General features: G+C 34.1%; 15 protein-coding genes and 1 tRNA gene. 2 read left to right on the forward strand and 14 right to left on the reverse strand.

All coding sequences use genetic code 11. The features are described 5' to 3' along the window. Window positions 1-18: 18 nt before the first annotated feature. Together GKZ86_RS21855 and GKZ86_RS21860 are read right to left on the reverse strand one after the other, a co-directional pair. Complete coding sequence (locus tag GKZ86_RS21855; protein WP_154785181.1) at window positions 19-972, reverse strand: MoxR family ATPase; 954 nt, start codon at window positions 970-972, stop codon at window positions 19-21. Between the two features lie 76 nt (window positions 973-1,048). Further along, window positions 1,049-2,482 carry a peptidylprolyl isomerase gene (locus GKZ86_RS21860; RefSeq protein WP_154785182.1) on the reverse strand — a complete coding sequence of 478 codons (1,434 nt, stop codon included), beginning with the start codon at window positions 2,480-2,482 and terminating at the stop codon, window positions 1,049-1,051. 520 nt (window positions 2,483-3,002) lie between these two features. Here GKZ86_RS21860 and GKZ86_RS21865 point away from each other — a divergent pair. Then, a complete protein-coding gene (locus tag GKZ86_RS21865; RefSeq protein ID WP_154785183.1) occupies window positions 3,003-4,445 on the forward strand; it encodes an alpha-amylase in 1,443 nt (480 codons plus the stop codon). 155 nt (window positions 4,446-4,600) lie between these two features. Next, the gene (locus GKZ86_RS21870) at window positions 4,601-6,193 is read left to right on the forward strand and encodes a peptide chain release factor 3 (protein WP_154785184.1); all 1,593 of its coding nucleotides are present in this window, start codon (window positions 4,601-4,603) and stop codon (window positions 6,191-6,193) included. 95 nt (window positions 6,194-6,288) lie between these two features. Here the strand turns inward: GKZ86_RS21870 and GKZ86_RS21875 are convergent, their stop codons facing one another. The 12 genes from GKZ86_RS21875 to tuf all read right to left on the reverse strand — a co-directional run bounded on the left by GKZ86_RS21875 (window position 6,289) and on the right by tuf (window position 20,701). Further along, complete coding sequence (locus GKZ86_RS21875; protein WP_154785185.1) at window positions 6,289-7,050, reverse strand: hypothetical protein; 762 nt, start codon at window positions 7,048-7,050, stop codon at window positions 6,289-6,291. Window positions 7,051-7,422: 372 nt separating this feature from the next. Continuing rightward, the gene (locus GKZ86_RS21880; RefSeq protein ID WP_154785186.1) at window positions 7,423-7,734 is read right to left on the reverse strand and encodes a DUF3467 domain-containing protein; all 312 of its coding nucleotides are present in this window, start codon (window positions 7,732-7,734) and stop codon (window positions 7,423-7,425) included. Window positions 7,735-7,744: 10 nt separating this feature from the next. Then, window positions 7,745-12,055 carry a DNA-directed RNA polymerase subunit beta' gene (rpoC, locus tag GKZ86_RS21885; RefSeq protein WP_154785187.1) on the reverse strand — a complete coding sequence of 1,437 codons (4,311 nt, stop codon included), beginning with the start codon at window positions 12,053-12,055 and terminating at the stop codon, window positions 7,745-7,747. 276 nt (window positions 12,056-12,331) lie between these two features. Beyond that, window positions 12,332-16,144 carry a DNA-directed RNA polymerase subunit beta gene (gene rpoB / locus GKZ86_RS21890; RefSeq protein WP_154785188.1) on the reverse strand — a complete coding sequence of 1,271 codons (3,813 nt, stop codon included), beginning with the start codon at window positions 16,142-16,144 and terminating at the stop codon, window positions 12,332-12,334. Window positions 16,145-16,407: 263 nt separating this feature from the next. After that, window positions 16,408-16,779, reverse strand: a complete 372-nt coding sequence (gene rplL, locus GKZ86_RS21895) for a 50S ribosomal protein L7/L12 (RefSeq protein ID WP_007807437.1) — start codon at window positions 16,777-16,779, stop codon at window positions 16,408-16,410. Between the two features lie 91 nt (window positions 16,780-16,870). Next, on the reverse strand, window positions 16,871-17,374 hold the full coding sequence (gene rplJ / locus GKZ86_RS21900) for a 50S ribosomal protein L10 (RefSeq protein ID WP_154785189.1): 504 nt from the start codon (window positions 17,372-17,374) through the stop codon (window positions 16,871-16,873). A 22-nt stretch (window positions 17,375-17,396) separates the two neighbouring features. Next, window positions 17,397-18,086: a 50S ribosomal protein L1 gene (rplA, locus tag GKZ86_RS21905; RefSeq protein WP_055094620.1), complete on the reverse strand. Its 690-nt coding sequence runs from the start codon at window positions 18,084-18,086 to the stop codon at window positions 17,397-17,399. A gap of 13 nt (window positions 18,087-18,099) precedes the next feature. After that, window positions 18,100-18,537 carry a 50S ribosomal protein L11 gene (gene rplK / locus GKZ86_RS21910; protein ID WP_007807442.1) on the reverse strand — a complete coding sequence of 146 codons (438 nt, stop codon included), beginning with the start codon at window positions 18,535-18,537 and terminating at the stop codon, window positions 18,100-18,102. 67 nt (window positions 18,538-18,604) lie between these two features. Continuing rightward, window positions 18,605-19,156, reverse strand: a complete 552-nt coding sequence (gene nusG, locus GKZ86_RS21915) for a transcription termination/antitermination protein NusG (RefSeq protein WP_029273444.1) — start codon at window positions 19,154-19,156, stop codon at window positions 18,605-18,607. Between the two features lie 10 nt (window positions 19,157-19,166). Then, complete coding sequence (secE, locus tag GKZ86_RS21920; protein WP_041517377.1) at window positions 19,167-19,364, reverse strand: preprotein translocase subunit SecE; 198 nt, start codon at window positions 19,362-19,364, stop codon at window positions 19,167-19,169. An 18-nt stretch (window positions 19,365-19,382) separates the two neighbouring features. Next, window positions 19,383-19,453 (reverse strand) — tRNA-Trp (locus tag GKZ86_RS21925). 60 nt (window positions 19,454-19,513) lie between these two features. Further along, window positions 19,514-20,701: an elongation factor Tu gene (gene tuf / locus GKZ86_RS21930; protein ID WP_007807448.1), complete on the reverse strand. Its 1,188-nt coding sequence runs from the start codon at window positions 20,699-20,701 to the stop codon at window positions 19,514-19,516. Window positions 20,702-20,714: the final 13 nt, after the last annotated feature.

Here is a 20,714-nt window from a genome sequence, read left to right on the forward strand (position 1 = left end):
AGGCTTTTTAGATATATCTTACATCAGCTTTTTAATAATAACCTCTTCGGTTATTCCTTCCGCATCTGCTTTGTAGTTTTTAATAATTCTGTGACGCAAAATTCCGGTTGCAACTGCTTTTACATCTTCAATATCAGGAGAGAATTTCCCTTTGAAAGCTGCATGGGCTTTTGCTGCCAAAATTAAGTTTTGCGAAGCTCTTGGTCCTGCTCCCCAATCTAAATAATTCTTTACAAAATCATTAGTTAAAGCATTATCAGGACGCGTTTTACTTACTAAAGTTACTGCATATTCAATAACATTATCTGCCACAGGAATTCTGCGGATTAAATGTTGGAAATCGATTATTTCCTGCGCAGAAAATAAAGGATTTATTGCTGTTTTAGCATCTGATGTTGTACGTTTTACAACCTGAACTTCTTCTTCAAAAGTTGGGTATTCTAATTTTATGGCAAACATAAAACGGTCTAACTGCGCTTCCGGCAACGGATAAGTTCCTTCTTGCTCAATAGGGTTTTGCGTAGCTAAAACAAAATATGGTAAATCTAATTTATGATTTTCTCCTGCAATTGTTACTGAACGTTCCTGCATTGCTTCAAGCAAAGCTGCTTGTGTCTTAGGCGGTGTTCTGTTAATCTCGTCTGCTAAAATAATATTCGAAAATACAGGCCCTTTTATAAATTTAAATTTTCTGTTTTCATCCAGGATTTCACTTCCCAAAATATCCGAAGGCATTAAATCCGGCGTAAATTGTATTCTTTTAAAATCTAATCCCAGCGCCTGAGACAAAGTATTTATTAATAAGGTTTTTGCTAATCCAGGTACACCAATTAAAAGAGCATGTCCGCCAGAAAATATGCAAATCAATATTTGATCTACCACTTCATCCTGACCTACAATAATTTTGGCTATTTCGGCTTTTAATTCGTTACGTTTTTGAACTAAGTTGTGAATCGCTGCTACGTCAGACATTTATGAATGTATTTAAAATTAAAAAGAGTTAGTTCTATGAAAACATAAAACTAACTCTTTTATTTATTTAATAAAATTATTTTTTCAACCAATTGTTTGTAAACTTACAATCTCTGTACTCTCCAATAACTTTAATATAAGTATCTTTAATTTTATCATCAAACCATTTTGCAATTGCATTGATTTGTTTTTCTTTTAAAGCTAATTCTTTAATTTTAGTATAATCTTTAGCATAATCAGCTGTATGCTCGTTGATTCTGTTGGTAACGGTAATCAATTTATATGTTTTTTTACCTTTATCATCTGTGTTTAAAAGTGGTTGAGAAACCTCAGTATCTTTTAAATTTGAAACCTGGCTGTATAATGTAGGATCCATTTTTGTAAGTTCAAAACGAGTATCTTGAGTATTAGGATTTACTAAAGTACCACCGTTTGTTCTTGTTTCTTTTTCATCAGATTCTGTTCTTGCTGCCTCAGCAAATGTAATTTCTTTATTTACTATCTTATTTCTAATATTAGTAATTCTTTCTTTAGCATCTTTTAAAGCTGTTTCAGAAACCGTTGGCGCAATCAAAATGTGACGTAATTCTACTTCTTGTCCTTTTATTTTATCAATCATAATAATATGATATCCAAAATTAGTTTCAAAAGGCTCAGAAATTTCACCTTCGCCTAAACTAAAAGCAACATCTTTAAATTCTTTAACAAAAGGTGTTTTTCTGGTCATTTTATAATAACCTCCACTATGTGCAGATCCCGGATCCTGAGAATATAAAACTGCTTTTGTTGCAAAACTAGAACCTTCTAAAACGTCTTTTCTAATAGCATTTAATCTGTCAATTACTTTTTGTTTGTCTTCTTGAGAAACTTTAGGTTCTACCACAATTTGTGCTACTTCCATTTCTGCTCCAAAAGTTGGCAATTCATCTTTTGGTATTTTCTTAAAGAAATTACGAACTTCTTCAGGTGTAATTTCAACTGCATCAATAATCTTTTTTTGCATTTCTGAAGCCAGTTTTTGCTCCTTTAATATATCTGCAAAATAAGTTTTAAATTCCTCTACAGAATTTTTCTTGTAATAAGCTACAACTTTATTAATATCTCCAACTTGTTGAATCATATAATTCAAACGCTCATCCATCATAGATCTTACTTCGGCATCACTAACAATAATACTATCCTGAATAGCCTGGTGTGCGTATAATTTATCTTCTAAAAGTTTTCCAAGCATTTGACATCTGGTAATATCTTTTGTAGAACCTCCCTGACTTGCGATCTCCAAATATCCTTTATCAATATCAGAATCTAAAACAATATAATCTCCAACATTAGCAATAATACCATCAATTTTTTGCTTTTGTCCTGAAGGAGTCTCAACTGGTTTTTCAGCTACAACAGCATCTGGTATAATTTCTTGTGCCGAGATAATTGAGTTGAAAAAAAATAAAAAACATATTGTTAACCCAAATCTGTAATCAATTGTTTTTAGCTGTAATTTTTTTAATAACATTATTTTAAATTTAATTTGAATGCCTTAGACCTTTTAAACTATAAATCTCTTATTCTGATTTTCAAAATCAATCTGAAAATATTAAAAATGCAGGATCTCGTTTCTTTTAACTTATAACGAACAAAAATAACAATTCAATTACATAATACAACTATCAGCAATACTATTAACAAAAAATTATAGGATACCTTTTCAATTAGATTATTAATCAACTGTTTTTCAGATAAAAAATTGCCTTTCTTGTCAAAATAACACGAACTTTTTCGCAAGCTTTAAAGTTTTCACAACTGATAACTTTCATAATAATAGAAGCAATTATTCTTCAATGGAATATAAAAAGTTTTCAACACTACAACGTTTTCGTAATATAAATATTTTCTTATAAATAAAAACATAGCAAAATTTATATACTTTCGATATGTAATTAATAATTTATTGTGTCTAAAATTATGAATATATCATGTTTACAGTAGAATGATTTTATAATTACAACTTTACTCTAACCTAAACCAAACCTATTATGAAAAATTCTTATGCAAAAATGTATTGCATTCTGGCTACCACAACACTCTTTTTTTCTTGTTCGCAAAATGAACTAAGTGAAACTGACGCAAAATCTCAAAGTCAGCAATTTAAAATTATCAATGTAACACATCATGACGGAAAACCTTTTAGTACCGGGGATGCAAAATCATCTCTTACCGGAAAATATGTAGATAATCCCGGAGGCGGAGTTATGATGCAAGCATTTTATTGGGATGTTCCTGCCGGAGGAAATTGGTGGAATACTGTTACTACTAAATTAACAGACTGGTCGAATGCTGGAATTGGCTCTATATGGCTTCCTCCAGTTTCAAAAGCCCAAAATGGTGCCTTTTCGATGGGATATGATCCAACTGATTATTTTGATTTTGGAGATTATAACCAAAACGGAACCGTAGAAACCAGATTTGGATCTAAAACTGAATTGGTAACCTTGATCACAAAAGCACATACTGAAAACATGAAGGTATATGCTGATATTGTAATTAATCACAATAGCGGAGGACAATCAGAAGCAAATCCGTTTACAGGAACTAATACGTGGACGAATTTTAATGGTGTTGCTTCGGGAAAATTCAAACGCACTTATAACGATTTTTATAAAAACAGTTTTGGCAATAATGATGAAGGTTCGTTTGGAGGATTTCCAGATTTATGCCACGCAGCTCCCAACGTAAAAGATTGGCTATGGCTAAGAACTGATGGCGTTGGTAAATACTATAAAAACACAATGAAATTTGATGGATGGAGATTTGACTACGTAAAAGGTTTTGGTGCTTGGGTTGTAAATGCATGGAATGCTAATGTTGGTGGATTTTCTGTTGGAGAATTATGGGATTCGAATGTAAACGTATTAAATGACTGGGCAAACAATGCGAATAGTTCTGTATTTGATTTTGCTTGTTACTATAAAATGAATGATGCTTTTGACGGAAACAATCTTGCATTATTAAATGATGACATGATGTGGAAAAGAAATCCGTATAAAGCCGTAACTTTTGTTACGAATCATGATACTGATGAAATTTCCAATAAACTATTGGCTTATTCTTATATTTTAACTCATGAAGGATATCCAACAATTTTTTACAGAGATTACGAAGAATGGCTGGATAAAAATAAATTGAATAACCTTATCTGGATTCATAACAATAAAGCAACGGGTACAACTTCAATTTTATATTCAGATAATGATGAATATGTGGCGAGAAGAAACGGTTATAACGGAAATCCGGGATTAGTTGTTTACATTAATAACTCAACAACCTGGCAAGAAAGATGGATTGAAACTAATTGGGCTAATACTCAAATTAAAGATTTTACAGGAAATTCTACTTGGTACCCAACAACTCAGGCAGATAAATGGGTAAAAATTCAATGTCCGCCTAAAGGATATACGGTTTGGTCAATTAATCAATAATATACAAAAATGAAAATTTAAGGCTGTTCTAAAAAAGCAGCCTTATTTTTTTGTTTAAAACTTCTCTTCTATAAAGTAAAGACTTCTAAATTAAGAAGTGAATATTTTTATTAAGCCGTAATTAATAGTACTTTTGCAACCTATTTATACAAAATATGAGCTTTTTAAAAGAAATACAACGCAGAAGAACATTTGGAATTATATCGCATCCTGATGCTGGTAAAACGACTTTAACTGAAAAATTATTATTGTTTGGAGGGGCGATTCAGGAAGCTGGGGCTGTAAAAAACAACAAAATTAAAAAAGGAGCAACGAGTGATTTCATGGAAATCGAACGCCAAAGAGGTATTTCGGTTTCTACATCTGTACTTGCTTTTAATTATAAAGACAAAAAAATCAATATTCTTGATACGCCAGGTCACAAGGATTTTGCCGAAGATACTTTTAGAACTTTAACCGCTGTTGATAGTGTAATTGTTGTTATTGACGTTGCAAAAGGGGTTGAGGAACAAACAGAGAAATTAGTTGCTGTTTGTAGAATGCGTAACATTCCGATGATTGTTTTCATCAATAAATTAGACCGTGAAGGAAAAGATGCCTTTGACTTAATGGATGAAGTGGAACAAAAACTTGGTTTGACAGTTACGCCTTTAAGTTTCCCTATTGGAATGGGTTATGATTTTCAGGGAATTTACAATCTTTGGGAACAAAACATCAATCTTTTTAGTGGAGATAGCCGTAAAAATATTGAGGAAACAATTGCTTTTTCTGATGTTCAGAACAATCCGGAATTAGATAAAATTGTTGGTCAAAAAGCAGCTGAAAAACTTCGTGAAGAATTAGAATTGATTGATGAAGTTTATCCAAAATTTGAACGTCAGGATTATTTAGATGGAAAAATTCAGCCTGTGTTTTTTGGTTCTGCATTGAACAATTTTGGAGTTCGCGAATTGTTAGATTGTTTCGTTACGATCGCGCCATCGCCAAGACCAAAAGATTCTGAAACTCGTTTAGTTGATCCTGCTGAGGAAAAAATGAGCGGATTTGTATTTAAAATTCACGCTAATATGGATCCAAAACACCGTGATCGTTTAGCTTTTATCAAAATTGTTTCGGGAACTTTTGAAAGAAACAAACCTTACTATCACGTTCGTCAGAAGAAAAATTTAAAATTTTCAAGTCCGAATGCCTTTTTCGCTGAGAAAAAAGAAATTGTTGATATTTCTTATCCGGGAGATATTGTTGGTCTTCACGATACAGGAAATTTTAAAATTGGAGATACTTTAACTGAAGGTGAAATAATGAGTTTCAAAGGGATTCCGAGTTTCTCTCCGGAACACTTTAGATATATCAATAATGCTGATCCTATGAAGGCTAAACAGCTAGATAAAGGAATTGATCAGCTAATGGATGAAGGTGTTGCGCAGTTATTTACTTTAGAGATGAACAATCGTAAAATAATTGGAACTGTTGGAGCGCTACAATACGAAGTAATTCAATATCGTTTAGAGCACGAATATGGTGCTAAATGTACTTATGAGAATTTCCCGGTTCATAAAGCTTGTTGGGTAAAACCTGACGACGCTAAAAATGATGAGTTTAAAGAATTTAAGCGTATCAAACAAAAATTCTTAGCTCATGATAAATACGGTCAATTGGTATTTTTAGCTGATTCTGATTTTACAATTCAAATGACACAAAATAAATATCCGAGTGTGAAATTATTCTTCACTTCAGAATTTGATTAATTACTTTCTTTAAAAAAAAAGAAAACATTAAAGCCTTTTAAAAAATAATTTTTAGAAGGCTTTTTTTATCTTCATAAAACCCCAAAATGTTTATTTCAAATTTGTTTAATATCTTTTCCACGAGAATAATTAATCCCCAATCCTCCCATGATCATCACATTAACTTTAGAAAGTTCTTCTTCGTTCATAAATATATTTTGCCACAATACATTATTCTTAATCGCTTCTACAGTAAAGGGTATTGTTTTTGAAAAATAATAATCATCTGCAGTAACTGTAACAACAAGGGTTTTGCTATTTTTTAAAACTTGCACAGGAATAGAAAACGCTCCTGTTTCAGGATTTACTTTTAGTGTGCTTTCCGAACCATTAATCGTAAGTACTAGATTTCGGTACGTTTTCTTATTAAGCGGTTTATTTGTTTTCGTTTCTAATAATTTACCTTTTACTAGTATCGAAACTTCCTCATTATCATTCTGGTTATAAGCAACTTTACCAACAATATAATTGTTAGGTTTGATGGTATTTATTTCAGTTTCAACTGGTGTTTTTTCTTGAGCTGTAATATTCGATGCTATTAAAATGGATGCTGCTACTGCGGCATACTTCAAATTATTGATTTTAGAAAATTCATTATATTCAAATTCTCCTTCTAATTGTGTTGTTTTAAGTCTCGCACAAATAGTTGCATCTTTGTTTTCTGCAATAAACTTAGCAACCTCAGAATTTGTCTTTCTGCTCAAATCGATTACGTTTTTCGCACAGGAACCACAAAATGATCCACTTGCATTAGGAATCATTTTATCAAAATTTTCAGAACAAGGACTTGCTATTTCTAGGGTGAATTTCTTTTTCATACTATACTTTTTTTTAAGTTAAAATCCGTCACAGATACTTATACTTATATAGAGTATATTTTTCACAAAAAGGTTGGGAAGAAAATAAAATTATTTTTTTTACAGAACAATTTGATTACACTTTTAAGCTCGAAAAATCTTTAAATAAAAAAAGCGCTAATTGTTACTAGCGCTTTTTTAATTAATTTGAATTAATCAACCTTATACTAAGTCATTATATTCTAAAAATTAATCTTTTATTAGGAATCTTAAAATTAAGACAATAAGACTTACAAAAGAAATATAGTCGATGAAAGTGAATTAAATCGGGTAAACTGCATTTTAATCTAAATCTTAAAAATAAAAAAGCCCCATTACTGGGGCTCTTTAGTTTTATGCTTGTCCTGCCGGACCAAAATTAAGCGGTATTGGCGCTTGTTCAGTGTCTTTGATTTCGCCATGAGCGGCTTCAAAACGATGAATGTTTTCACCAATTGCTTTCAATAATCTTTTAGCATGTTGTGGTGTCAGGACAATTCTTGACTTTACCTTGGCTTTAGGAATACCTGGCATAATGCTCACAAAATCTAAAACAAACTCTGATGATGAGTGATTGATAATCGCAAGATTAGAATAAATTCCTTCTGCGACTGTTTCGTCTAACTCAATATTAATTTGCTCTTGTTGTTGTTTCGGATTACTCATAGTTTCCTAATTAATAAATATATTCTTCTTTATTCGCCATCATTTCATTGTAATCGTCTTTAGATCCTACGATAGTGTTATCGTATTCTCTCATACCAGTTCCCGCAGGAATTCTGTGTCCAACAATTACATTTTCTTTTAATCCTTCTAAATCATCTACTTTACCAGCTACAGCAGCTTCGTTAAGTACTTTTGTTGTTTCTTGGAAAGAAGCAGCAGAGATGAATGATTTAGTCTGTAGCGAAGCTCTTGTAATACCTTGTAAAACTGGCGTTGCAGTTGCAGTAATTACATCTCTAGCTACAACTAGATTTTTATCAGTTCGTTTAAGCAATGAGTTTTCATCACGTAAATCACGAGGAGAAATAATCTGACCTGGTTTCAATACAGCAGAATCTCCAGCATCTTCAACTACTTTCATACCGTATAATTTATCATTTTGAACGATAAAATCTTTAGTGTGAATTAATTGATCTTCTAGGAATAATGTATCTCCTGGATCTTGAACTCTTACTTTACGCATCATTTGACGAATAACTACCTCAAAGTGCTTGTCATTAATTTTTACCCCTTGTAAACGGTATACCTCTTGAATTTCATTTACCAAGTACTGTTGAACAGCAGCCGGTCCTTGAATTCTTAAAATATCATCTGGTGTAATTGCACCGTCAGACAATGGTACTCCTGCTCTTACGAAGTCATTTTCTTGTACTAAGATTTGGCTAGAAAGTTTAACTAAATACTTTTTAATTTCACCAAATTTAGATTCGATAACGATCTCACGGTTACCTCTTTTGATTTTTCCAAAAGATACAACACCGTCAATTTCAGATACAACTGCTGGGTTTGAAGGATTACGAGCCTCAAGCAACTCGGTAATTCTTGGTAAACCTCCCGTGATATCGCCTGCTTTAGAAGAACGACGTGGAATTTTTACTAATACTTTACCTGCTTTAATTTTCTCACCGTTCTCAACCATAAGGTGTGCTCCTACTGGTAAGTTATACGAACGAATCAATTCACCTTCTTTACCGTAAACCAATAAAGTTGGAATTAATTTTTTATTTCTAGCTTCAGAAATTACTTTTTCCTGGAAACCTGTTTGCTCATCGATTTCAACCATGAACGATTGTCCTTGCTCTAAATCTTCGTAAGCAATCTTACCAGTAAATTCAGAAACAATTACACCATTATATGGATCCCACTTACAGATTACAGATCCTTTAGTAACAGTTTCACCATCTTTAACAAAGATACTAGAACCGTAAGGAATGTTATGTGTATTTAAGACGATTCCAGTTTTCTCATCAACTAATTTTAATTCAGTTGAACGTGATACTACGATATCAACCGCATTACCTTCACTGTCTTCACCTTTAACAGTTTTTAAATCTTCAATTTCAAGTCTACCGTTAAATCTTGTAACAATACTAGATTCTTCAGAAATACCTCCGGCAACCCCTCCAACGTGGAACGTACGAAGTGTTAACTGTGTACCTGGCTCTCCAATAGATTGAGCTGCAATAACTCCGACAGCTTCACCTCTTTGTGTCATTTTACCAGTAGCTAAGTTTCTACCGTAACATTTAGCACAAATACCTTTTAAAGCTTCACAAGTTAATGGAGATCTAACCTCTACTTTTTCAATTGGAGAAGCTTCGATAGTTCTCATAATTGCTTCAGTAATTTGTTGACCTGATTGAACCATTACTTCATTAGTAAGTGGATTTATTACATCTTGCAATGCAACACGTCCTAAAATTCTTTCTCCTAATGATTCAACGATTTCCTCATTTTTCTTCAAAGCAGAAACTTCAACACCTCTCAATGTTCCACAATCTTCGATGTTAACAATAACATCTTGAGAAACGTCATGAAGCCTTCTTGTTAAGTATCCGGCATCGGCAGTTTTAAGAGCCGTATCCGCAAGTCCTTTACGAGCACCGTGAGTAGAAATGAAATACTCAAGGATCGAAAGACCTTCCTTAAAGTTAGAAAGAATCGGGTTTTCAATAATCTCACCACCACCAGCAGTAGATTTTTTAGGTTTAGCCATCAAACCACGCATACCAGTTAACTGACGAATCTGTTCCTTAGAACCCCTCGCTCCAGAGTCAAGCATCATATATACAGAGTTGAAACCTTGTTGGTCTTCTCTAATATTTTTCATTGCTAATTCTGTTAACTGAGCATTTGCTGAAGTCCATACGTCAATAACTTGGTTGTAACGCTCGTTATTAGTAATAAGACCCATGTTATAATTCACAGAAATACCTTCAACTTGCTCTCTGGCATCTGCAATTAATTTTGTTTTTTGTTCTGGAATTCTAATATCACCTAAAGAGAATGATAAACCTCCTCTAAATGCAAATTTATACCCCATATCTTTCATGTTGTCCAAGAAAGCTGCAGTAGTAGGTACATCAGTCACACTTAAAATGTGTCCGATAATATCTCTAAGGTTTTTCTTAGTCAATACATCATTGATATATCCAGCTGCTTCAGGTACTACTTCATTAAATAATACACGTCCTGCAGTTGTTTGAATAATTTTAAACACTAATTCTCCAGCGTCATTAAAATCTTTTGCTCTAATTTTCACACGAGCGTTCAATTCTAATCTTCCTTCGTTTAATGCAATGTTTACTTCTTCAGCAGAATAGAAAGTTAAGTCTTGACCTAAAATTATGTGTTCTGGTGTAGAGATACGTTCTTTGGTCATATAATATAGACCCAAGACCATATCCTGAGAAGGTACAGTAATTGGTGCTCCATTTGCAGGGTTAAGAATATTGTGAGAAGCCAACATTAATAATTGTGCCTCTAAAATAGCCTCTGGTCCTAATGGCAAGTGAACTGCCATCTGATCCCCATCAAAATCGGCGTTGAAAGCCGTACATACTAATGGGTGCAATTGGATCGCTTTTCCTTCAATTAATTTTGGTTGGAAAGCTTGAATACCAAGTCTGTGCAACGTAGGAGCACGGTTAAGTAATACTGGGTGACCTTTAATTACATTTTCAAGGATATCCCAAACTACAGGCTCTTTTTTGTCTATGATTTTCTTAGCAGATTTTACTGTTTTAACAATACCTCTTTCTATCAATTTACGGATAACGAAAGGTTTGTATAACTCAGATGCCATATCTTTTGGCAATCCGCATTCGAATAATTTTAATTCAGGACCAACAACAATTACCGAACGAGCAGAATAATCCACACGTTTTCCAAGTAAGTTTTGACGGAAACGTCCTTGCTTACCTTTTAATGAATCTGATAATGATTTTAATGGTCTGTTAGATTCTGTTTTAACAGCAGAAGCTTTACGAGTGTTATCAAATAATGAATCTACAGATTCCTGTAACATACGTTTTTCGTTTCTTAAGATAACTTCTGGAGCTTTAATCTCCATTAATCTTTTTAAACGGTTGTTACGGATGATTACACGACGGTATAAGTCATTTAAATCTGAAGTTGCAAAACGACCTCCATCAAGTGGCACAAGTGGACGTAATTCTGGTGGGATAACCGGAACTACTTTCATGATCATCCACTCAGGACGATTTTCGCGGTTTAAGTTTGACTCACGGAAAGACTCAACAACTTGTAATCTTTTTAAAGCTTCAGTTTTACGTTGTTTAGATGTCTCATTGTTAGCGCTGTGTCTTAATTCATAAGATAAAGCATCTAAATCAATACGAGCTAATAAATCCATAATACATTCTGCTCCCATTTTGGCAACAAATTTATTAGGATCTAAATCATCTAAATATTGATTTTCTTGCGGAAGAGTATCTAAAATATTTAAATATTCTTCTTCAGTTAAGAAATCTAATCTTTGTAATGATTCTCCGTCTACATTTTTAGCAATACCAGCTTGAATTACAACGTATCTTTCGTAATAAATGATCATATCTAATTTCTTAGATGGAAGACCAAGGATATAACCAATTTTGTTTGGAAGAGAACGGAAGTACCAGATATGAGCAATAGGCACAACAAGGTTGATGTGTCCTACTCTGTCACGACGTACTTTTTTCTCAGTAACTTCAACACCACAACGGTCACAGATGATACCTTTGTAACGAATTCTTTTATATTTACCACAAGCACATTCAAAATCCTTAACAGGTCCGAAGATTCTTTCACAGAAAAGTCCGTCACGTTCTGGTTTGTGAGTTCTGTAGTTAATTGTTTCTGGTTTCAACACCTCTCCTCTTGATTCTTTCAAGATAGATTCTGGTGAAGCTAATCCAATTGAGATTTTATTAAATCTTTTAACCGGATTTTTATCTTTATTATTATTTCTATTATTCATCATAGTTTTTACTATTGATTTATCTGCAATTAAAAAATTGATTTTAACTTATAACCTTCTCTTTAAAAAAGAGTAAAACCATCAAGTCACTACCACGGATTACTTCTCTAAACTTCAAACGTCAATTTTTGAAGTGCTAATTACAAAACCTTAAGGTTTATAAGTAAAAAATCGGAACGGTTTACGGGTATAAATCCTAAAAACTTTATTTTAATAAACAGCTTCAGTCTCAGCTTTCAGTGTTGAACTGAATACTGAGACTGTAACTGAAAACTTTATTTATTCTTCTAAACGAATGTCAAGTCCAAGACCTTTCAATTCATGCATTAATACATTGAATGATTCAGGTAATCCTGGTTCTGGCATAGACTCACCCTTAACGATAGCTTCGTAAGTTTTAGCTCTACCAATAACGTCATCTGACTTAACTGTTAAGATTTCACGAAGAGTACTTGATGCTCCATAAGCCTCAAGTGCCCAAACCTCCATCTCTCCAAAACGCTGACCTCCAAATTGAGCTTTACCTCCAAGTGGTTGTTGAGTAATCAACGAGTATGGTCCGATAGAACGTGCGTGCATCTTATCATCAACCATGTGTCCTAATTTAAGCATGTAAATTACACCCACAGTTGCAGCTTGATGGAAACGCTCTCCAGTACCACCATCATAAAGATGTGTATGTCCGAAACGTGGTACTCCAGCCTCATCAGTTAATTCATTAATTTGATCTAAAGAAGCACCGTCAAAAATTGGAGTAGCAAATTTTCTACCCAAGTTCATACCAGCCCATCCAAGAACAGTTTCATAAATCTGACCAATGTTCATACGTGAAGGTACCCCAAGTGGATTCAATACGATATCTACTGGTGTTCCGTCTTCAAGGAAAGGCATATCTTCATGACGAACGATTCTTGCAACAATACCTTTGTTACCGTGTCGTCCTGCCATTTTATCCCCTACTTTCAGTTTACGTTTTTTAGCGATATAAATTTTCGCCAATTTCAAGATTCCAGATGGTAATTCATCTCCAACTGTAATAGTGAATTTTTCTCTTCTTAAAGATCCTTGTAAGTCGTTCAGCTTAATTTTATAGTTATGAATTAAATCATTAACCATTTTATTTGTAGCATCATCAGCAACCCATTGACCTTTGCTTAAGTGAGCAAAATCTTCTACTGCGTAAAGCATTTTTTGAGTATATTTTTTACCTTTTGGTAAAACTTCTTCACCCAAATCATTCATTACACCTTGAGATGTTTTTCCGTTCACGATCAAGAACAATTTCTCAACCAATCTGTCTTTTAATTCAACAAATTTAGTTTCGAATTCCATTTCTAAAGCGCCTAAAGCATCTTTATCCTGAGTACGTTTACGTTTATCTTTTACGGCTCTTGCAAATAATTTTTTGTCAAGAACTACACCATGTAAAGATGGAGAAGCTTTTAATGAAGCATCTTTTACATCACCTGCTTTATCCCCGAAGATTGCACGAAGCAATTTCTCTTCCGGAGTAGGATCTGATTCTCCTTTTGGTGTAATTTTTCCGATTAGAATGTCGCCAGGTTTAACCTCTGCTCCAATTCTGATCATACCGTTTTCATCTAAATCTTTAGTAGCTTCTTCAGAAACGTTAGGAATATCGTTTGTTAACTCTTCATTTCCTAACTTAGTATCTCTAACCTCTAATGAATAATCATCAACGTGGATAGAAGTAAAAATATCATCACGAACTACTTTTTCAGAAATTACAATCGCATCCTCAAAGTTATACCCTTTCCATGGCATGAACGCAACTTTTAAGTTTCTACCTAAAGCTAATTCACCATTTTGAGTAGCATATCCTTCTGATAATACTTGACCAAGAATAACTCTGTCACCTTTTCTTACGATTGGTTTCAAGTTAATACTTGTACCTTGATTGGTTTTTCTAAATTTAATTAAATTGTATGTTTTCTCATCAGCATCAAAACTTACCATTCTTTCTTCTTCAGTACGGTCGTATTTGATAGTAATGATATTAGCATCAACATATTCTACAGTTCCATCTCCTTCAGCATTAATCAATACTCTAGAATCTGAAGCTACCTGACGCTCTAAACCTGTACCAACAATTGGTGCTTCCGGACGGATCAAAGGAACCGCCTGACGCATCATGTTAGATCCCATCAACGCACGGTTCGCATCATCATGCTCCAAGAAAGGAATCAATGAAGCCGAAATCGAAGCGATCTGGTTAGGAGCAACGTCTGTATAATGTACTGCAGATGGTTCTACAACCGGGAAGTCACCTTCCTCACGAGCAATAACATTAGAAGCAGTAATTTTTCCAGAAGCATCCATTTCAATGTTTGCCTGAGCAATCATTTTACCTTCTTCTTCTTCAGCACTCAAATAAATAGGAGTACTTTCTAAATCAACTACACCATCTGTTACTTTACGGTATGGAGTTTCGATGAAACCCATTCCGTTAACTTTTGCATAAACACCAAGAGATGAAATCAAACCAATGTTTGGTCCCTCTGGAGTTTCAATCGGACATAAACGACCATAGTGTGTATAGTGAACGTCACGAACCTCGAAACCAGCTCTCTCTCTCGAAAGTCCACCTGGTCCAAGTGCAGAAAGTCTTCTTTTGTGTGTAATCTCAGCTAATGGATTCGTTTGATCCATAAATTGAGATAACTGGTTAGTACCAAAGAAAGAGTTGATAACCGATGATAATGTTTTAGCATTAATCAAATCGATTGGTGTAAACACCTCGTTATCTCTAACGTTCATTCTCTCACGAATAGTTCTAGCCATACGTGCTAAACCAACACCGAATTGTTGAGACAATTGTTCTCCAACTGTTCTAACACGACGGTTTGATAAGTGATCAATATCATCAATCTCTGCTTTAGAGTTGATCAATTCGATCAAATATTTTACAATGGTAATGATATCTTCTTTGGTAAGCACTTGCTTTTCCATTGGGATATCTAAACCAAGTTTTTTGTTCATTCTATAACGACCAACTTCACCTAAGTTATAACGTTGATCAGAGAAGAACAATTTATCTATAATACCACGAGCAGTTTCTTCATCAGGCGGTTCAGCGTTACGCAACTGACGGTAAATGTGCTCTACAGCTTCTTTTTCAGAGTTTGTCGGATCTTTTTGTAACGTGTTGTGGATAATAGCATAATCTGCTTGGTTATTATCTTCTTTGTGTAACAAAATAGATTTAACGTTAGAATCGATGATTTCTTCAACATTATCTTTGTCGATAATAGTATCTCTATCAAGGATGATTTCGTTACGTTCGATAGAAACTACCTCACCAGTATCTTCATCAACGAAATCCTCGTGCCAAGTATTCAATACACGTGCAGCAAGTCTTCTTCCAATATATTTTTTAATACCAGTTTTAGAAACTTTAATTTCTTCAGCAAGGTCGAAAATTTCAAGGATATCCTTATCTCTTTCGAACCCAATAGCACGGAATAAAGTTGTAACCGGTAATTTTTTCTTTCTGTCGATATAAGCATACATTACGCTGTTGATATCTGTAGAAAATTCTATCCAAGAACCTTTAAAAGGAATTACTCTGGCAGAATAAAGTTTTGTTCCATTTGCATGGAATGATTGACCAAAGAAAACCCCAGGAGAACGGTGTAGCTGAGATACTACTACACGCTCAGCACCATTGATAACAAAAGTACCGCTTGGAGTCATGTAAGGTATTGTTCCAAGATAAACATCTTGTACAATAGTTTCAAAATCTTCGTGTTCAGGATCTGTACAGTATAGTTTTAACCTAGCTTTTAAAGGCACACTATAAGTAAGACCTCTCTCTATACATTCTTGAATTGTATAACGTGGTGGATCAACAAAATAATCTAGGAATTCCAATACAAAGTTATTTCTTGTATCTGTAATTGGGAAATTTTCCATGAAGGTGTTGTATAACCCTTCGTTGCCTCTTTCGTCAGATTTCGTTTCTAATTGAAAGAAATCTTTAAAAGATTTAACCTGAACATCTAGAAAATCTGGATAGTCAGGAATATTTTTTGTAGAGGCAAAATTCAATCTTTCAGTCTGATTTGTTATCATCAATGGACAAAATTTTGATTAAAAAAAAGTAATTTTTTTTGTGTGAAACACACTGTTTAATCTATACTTTCTTATTATAATCAATACATCTTTAAAAATAAACCAAAAGTAAGTTCAATTTTTTTTCTTCGTATTGATCAAAAACTTTTTCGTATTTTAAACTATTTGATAATAAAACTTGATATATTTTATTATACGAAAAATGGTTTAGGCCTTTGAGTGTTAACTCAGGACCTAAACCTAGTTCTTAAAACCGAGTTGAATTATTTTAATTCAACAACAGCTCCAGCTTCTTCTAATGATTTTTTAAGACCTTCAGCCTCTTCTTTAGAAACACCTTCTTTAACGTTACTTGGAGCACCGTCAACTACATCTTTAGCTTCTTTCAAACCTAAACCTGTAAGTTCTTTTACTAATTTCACAACTGCTAATTTAGAAGCACCAGCTTCTTTTAATACAACTGTAAATTCAGTTTGTGCTTCTTCAGCAGCACCTTCTCCACCACCAGCAGCAACTACTACAGCTGCAGCAGCAGGCTCGATACCATACTCGTCTTTTAATATTGTTGCTAATTCGTTAACTTCTTTAACTGTTAAGTTAACTAATTGTTCTGCGAATTGTTTCAAATCTGCCATTTTTTCTATCGTTTAAAATGATTTGTAAAATATAATTTATTTATTGTGCGCTAATTAAGCAACAAGGAAATTAAATTCCCTGCTTCGAATATTATGCTTCAGTTTCTTCTTCGCTACCAGCGAATTTGTTTTGTAAAGCAGAAATAATTCTTTGTGCTGGTGATTGCAATAATCCAATAAGTTCTCCGATAAGTTCTTCTTTAGATTTAATAGTTGCTAATGCATCTAATTGATCATCTCCAATATAAATTTCAGAATTAATATAAGCTCCCTTTAATACAGGTTTAGCTGATTTTTTTCTGAAATCTTTAATTATTTTTCCAGGTGCATTTGCAACATCTGAAATAAATATAGCACTATTACCAGTCAATACTGAAGGTAAATCACCATAGTCATTAGCAGAAGCTTCCATTGCTTTTGCAAGCAATGTGTTTTTTACAACCTCTAATTTAATACCTGCTTTAAAGCAAGCTCTTCTCAAGCTTGAAGTTGTTTCTGCATTTAATCCAGAAATATCAGATACATAAATAATATTTGTACCAGCTAACTGTGCAGTTAAATCTTCAATCGCGATTGATTTTTCTTCTCTAGTCATACTAAAAATTATTAACTACCAATTATACTGCTTTAGGGTCCAATGCAATTGCAGGACTCATAGTGCTTGTAAGGTGAATACCTTTAATGTAGGTACCTTTAGCAGCAGTTGGTTTAAGTTTGATTAATGTTTGAATAATTTCGTGTGCATTGTCATAAATTTGCTCAGCTCCAAAAGAAACTTTACCAATTCCTGCATGTACGATACCAGTTTTATCAACTTTAAAGTCAATTTTACCAGCTTTAACCTCTTGAACAGCTTTTGCAACATCCATAGTTACAGTACCTGTTTTAGGGTTTGGCATTAAACCTCTAGGCCCTAAAATACGACCTAATGGACCTAATTTACCCATAACAGCTGGCATAGTGATAATAACATCAACATCTGTCCAACCATCTTTAATTTTTTGTAAATAATCGTCAAGACCAACATAATCAGCCCCAGCTTCTTTAGCTTCCGCTTCTTTATCTGGAGTAACCAATGCTAATACTTTAACGTCTTTACCAGTTCCGTGAGGTAATGTAACTACACCTCTAACCATTTGATTCGCTTTTCTTGGATCTACACCCAAACGAACTGCGATATCAACAGACTCATCAAATTTTGCAGAAGCTATAACTTTAATCAATGCAGCTGCATCTTTTAAAGAGTATAGTTTGTTCTTTTCAATTTTTGAAGCAGCCTCTTTTTGCTTTTTTGTTAATTTTGCCATTTCTTTCTCTTAATTAAAAAGGAGCATCTCCTGATACAGTTATACCCATAGATCTAGCAGTTCCAGCGATCATGCTCATTGCAGATTCGATTGTGAATGCATTTAAATCTACCATTTTATCTTCAGCAATTGCTTTGATAACGTCCCAAGTAACGCTAGCTACTTTTTTACGATTTGGTTCACCTGATCCAGACTTTAGCTTTGCAGCTTCCAATAATTGGACAGCAGCTGGAGGAGTTTTTACAACAAAATCAAATGATTTGTCTTTATACACAGTAATTTGTACTGGGCATATTTTGCCAGGTTTATCTTGTGTTCTAGCATTGAACTGCTTACAGAACTCCATGATATTAACCCCAGCAGCTCCTAAAGCAGGTCCAACCGGTGGCGATGGATTCGCAGCACCTCCCTTAACTTGTAGTTTAACTACCTTACTAATTTCTTTAGCCATTTTTTAAAAAATTTAACACCGTAATCATTGGAAGCGACTACAGTGGTTATTATAGATGTAACAAAAATTATACTTTTTCAACTTGCATAAAACTCAATTCTAATGGAGTTTTTCTTCCGAAAATCTTAACCATTACTTCAAGTTTACGCTTTTCTTCATTGATTTTTTCAACTGTTCCGTTGAATCCGTTAAATGGACCATCGATCACCTTAACCGTTTCACCTAAGTTGAAAGGAATAGCACGAGTATCTGTATTTACAGCTAACTCATCTACTTTACCTAACATTCTATTTACTTCAGAAAGTCTCAAAGGAACAGGTTCTCCGCCTTTGATCTCACCTAAAAATCCAATCACACTAGTAATAGACTTAATAATATGAGGTATCTCACCAACTAAATTGGCTTCGATCATAACATATCCAGGGAAATAAACTTTATCCTTAGACATTTTCTTTCCTTCTTTTACAGTAACTACTTTTTCTGTAGGTACTAAAACTTGGGAAACATAATCACCCATACCTAATCTGGCAATCTCAGTTTCGATGTAAGCTTTGACTTTATTCTCTTGTCCGCTTACAGCTCTAACTACATACCATTTTTTCACATTATTATCTGCCATCACAAAAAAATTATCCTTTTAACCAGTTAAAAAATCCAGCCAAAGCTTTTGCAAAAAATTCGTCTACTCCCCATGTTGCCAAAGCGAATAAAACCGAAAATACAGCCACAACAATTGTCAATTTTTGAACCTCAGCCCAAGCAGGCCAAGTAACATTTGACTTTAACTCTTCGAAAGCCTCTGATAAATAATTAGTAACTTTTGTCATTTGATATATTTTATATTGCACGGGCGGAGGGATTCGAACCCCCATCAACGGTTTTGGAGACCGCTATTCTACCCTTGAACTACGCCCGTAATTAAAAGCCAGTGATTTCAGTTAAGAAAATCAACTGGCTTTTTATAATATTTATAGGATTATCCTACGATTTCAGTCACCTGACCTGCTCCTACTGTTCTACCACCTTCACGGATAGCGAAACGTAAACCTACGCTCATTGCGATTGGGCTTAATAAAGAAACATTAATAGTCAAGTTGTCTCCTGGCATTACCATCTCTACTCCTTCTGGTAAAGTAATAACTCCTGTTACGTCAGTTGTACGTACGTAGAACTGTGGACGGTAGTTATTATGGAATGGAGTATGACGTCCACCTTCTTCTTTTTTCAAGATATAAACCTCAGCTTTGAAAGTAGCGTGTGGTTTTACTGATCCTGGCTTAATGATAACCATCCCTCTTTTGATAGATTCTTTATCAATACCTCTTAACAATAAACCTACGTTATCTCCAGCTTCACCTCTATCAAGGATTTTACGGAACATCTCAACTCCTGTAATAGTAGAAGTTAATTTATCAGCTCCCATACCAATGATTTCAACTGGATCTCCTGTATTAGCAATACCTGTTTCGATACGACCTGTAGCAACAGTTCCACGACCAGTAATTGTAAATACATCTTCAACCGGCATCAAGAATGGTTTAGCAACGTCACGCACTGGCTCTTCGATCCAAGCATCAACAGCTTCCATTAATTCAATGATTTTTGGTACCCAAGCAGGATCATTATTCAATCCTCCTAAAGCAGAACCTTGAACTACAGGACCATTATCTCCATCATATTCATAGAAAGATAATAAATCTCTAATTTCCATTTCAACAAGCTCTAACAATTCAGCATCATCAACCATATCCACTTTGTTCATGAAAACAACGATTCTTGGAATACCTACCTGACGACCTAAAAGGATGTGCTCACGAGTTTGTGGCATTGGACCATCTGTAGCAGCAACTACTAAGATAGCTCCGTCCATTTGAGCAGCTCCAGTAACCATGTTCTTTACGTAATCCGCGTGACCTGGACAGTCAACGTGAGCGTAGTGACGGTTAGCTGTTTCATACTCTACGTGTGATGTATTAATAGTAATACCTCTTTCTTTCTCCTCTGGAGCGTTATCGATTTGATCAAACGATTTTGCTTGACAGTAACCTGCATCAGACAATACTTTTGTAATTGCAGCAGTTAATGTAGTTTTTCCGTGATCCACGTGTCCAATTGTACCTATGTTTAAGTGCGGTTTGGAACGATTAAAATTCTCCTTTGCCATTTTACTTAATTTT

Origin of the sequence: Flavobacterium sp. LC2016-13 (assembly GCF_009707955.1) — a bacterium.
Taxonomy (GTDB): Bacteria; Bacteroidota; Bacteroidia; order Flavobacteriales; family Flavobacteriaceae; genus Flavobacterium.

What these genes read in the sequence shown, in the direction of transcription:
- GKZ86_RS21855 (WP_154785181.1), bottom strand. Translation starts at nt 972, where the DNA reads ATGTCTGACGTAGCAGCGATTCACAACTTAGTTCAAAAACGTAACGAA.
- GKZ86_RS21860 (WP_154785182.1), bottom strand. Translation starts at nt 2,482, where the DNA reads ATGTTATTAAAAAAATTACAGCTAAAAACAATTGATTACAGATTTGGG.
- GKZ86_RS21865 (WP_154785183.1), top strand. Translation starts at nt 3,003, where the DNA reads ATGAAAAATTCTTATGCAAAAATGTATTGCATTCTGGCTACCACAACA.
- GKZ86_RS21870 (WP_154785184.1), top strand. Translation starts at nt 4,601, where the DNA reads ATGAGCTTTTTAAAAGAAATACAACGCAGAAGAACATTTGGAATTATA.
- GKZ86_RS21875 (WP_154785185.1), bottom strand. Translation starts at nt 7,050, where the DNA reads ATGAAAAAGAAATTCACCCTAGAAATAGCAAGTCCTTGTTCTGAAAAT.
- GKZ86_RS21880 (WP_154785186.1), bottom strand. Translation starts at nt 7,734, where the DNA reads ATGAGTAATCCGAAACAACAACAAGAGCAAATTAATATTGAGTTAGAC.
- rpoC (WP_154785187.1), bottom strand. Translation starts at nt 12,055, where the DNA reads ATGATGAATAATAGAAATAATAATAAAGATAAAAATCCGGTTAAAAGA.
- rpoB (WP_154785188.1), bottom strand. Translation starts at nt 16,144, where the DNA reads ATGATAACAAATCAGACTGAAAGATTGAATTTTGCCTCTACAAAAAAT.
- rplL (WP_007807437.1), bottom strand. Translation starts at nt 16,779, where the DNA reads ATGGCAGATTTGAAACAATTCGCAGAACAATTAGTTAACTTAACAGTT.
- rplJ (WP_154785189.1), bottom strand. Translation starts at nt 17,374, where the DNA reads ATGACTAGAGAAGAAAAATCAATCGCGATTGAAGATTTAACTGCACAG.
- rplA (WP_055094620.1), bottom strand. Translation starts at nt 18,086, where the DNA reads ATGGCAAAATTAACAAAAAAGCAAAAAGAGGCTGCTTCAAAAATTGAA.
- rplK (WP_007807442.1), bottom strand. Translation starts at nt 18,537, where the DNA reads ATGGCTAAAGAAATTAGTAAGGTAGTTAAACTACAAGTTAAGGGAGGT.
- nusG (WP_029273444.1), bottom strand. Translation starts at nt 19,156, where the DNA reads ATGGCAGATAATAATGTGAAAAAATGGTATGTAGTTAGAGCTGTAAGC.
- secE (WP_041517377.1), bottom strand. Translation starts at nt 19,364, where the DNA reads ATGACAAAAGTTACTAATTATTTATCAGAGGCTTTCGAAGAGTTAAAG.
- tuf (WP_007807448.1), bottom strand. Translation starts at nt 20,701, where the DNA reads ATGGCAAAGGAGAATTTTAATCGTTCCAAACCGCACTTAAACATAGGT.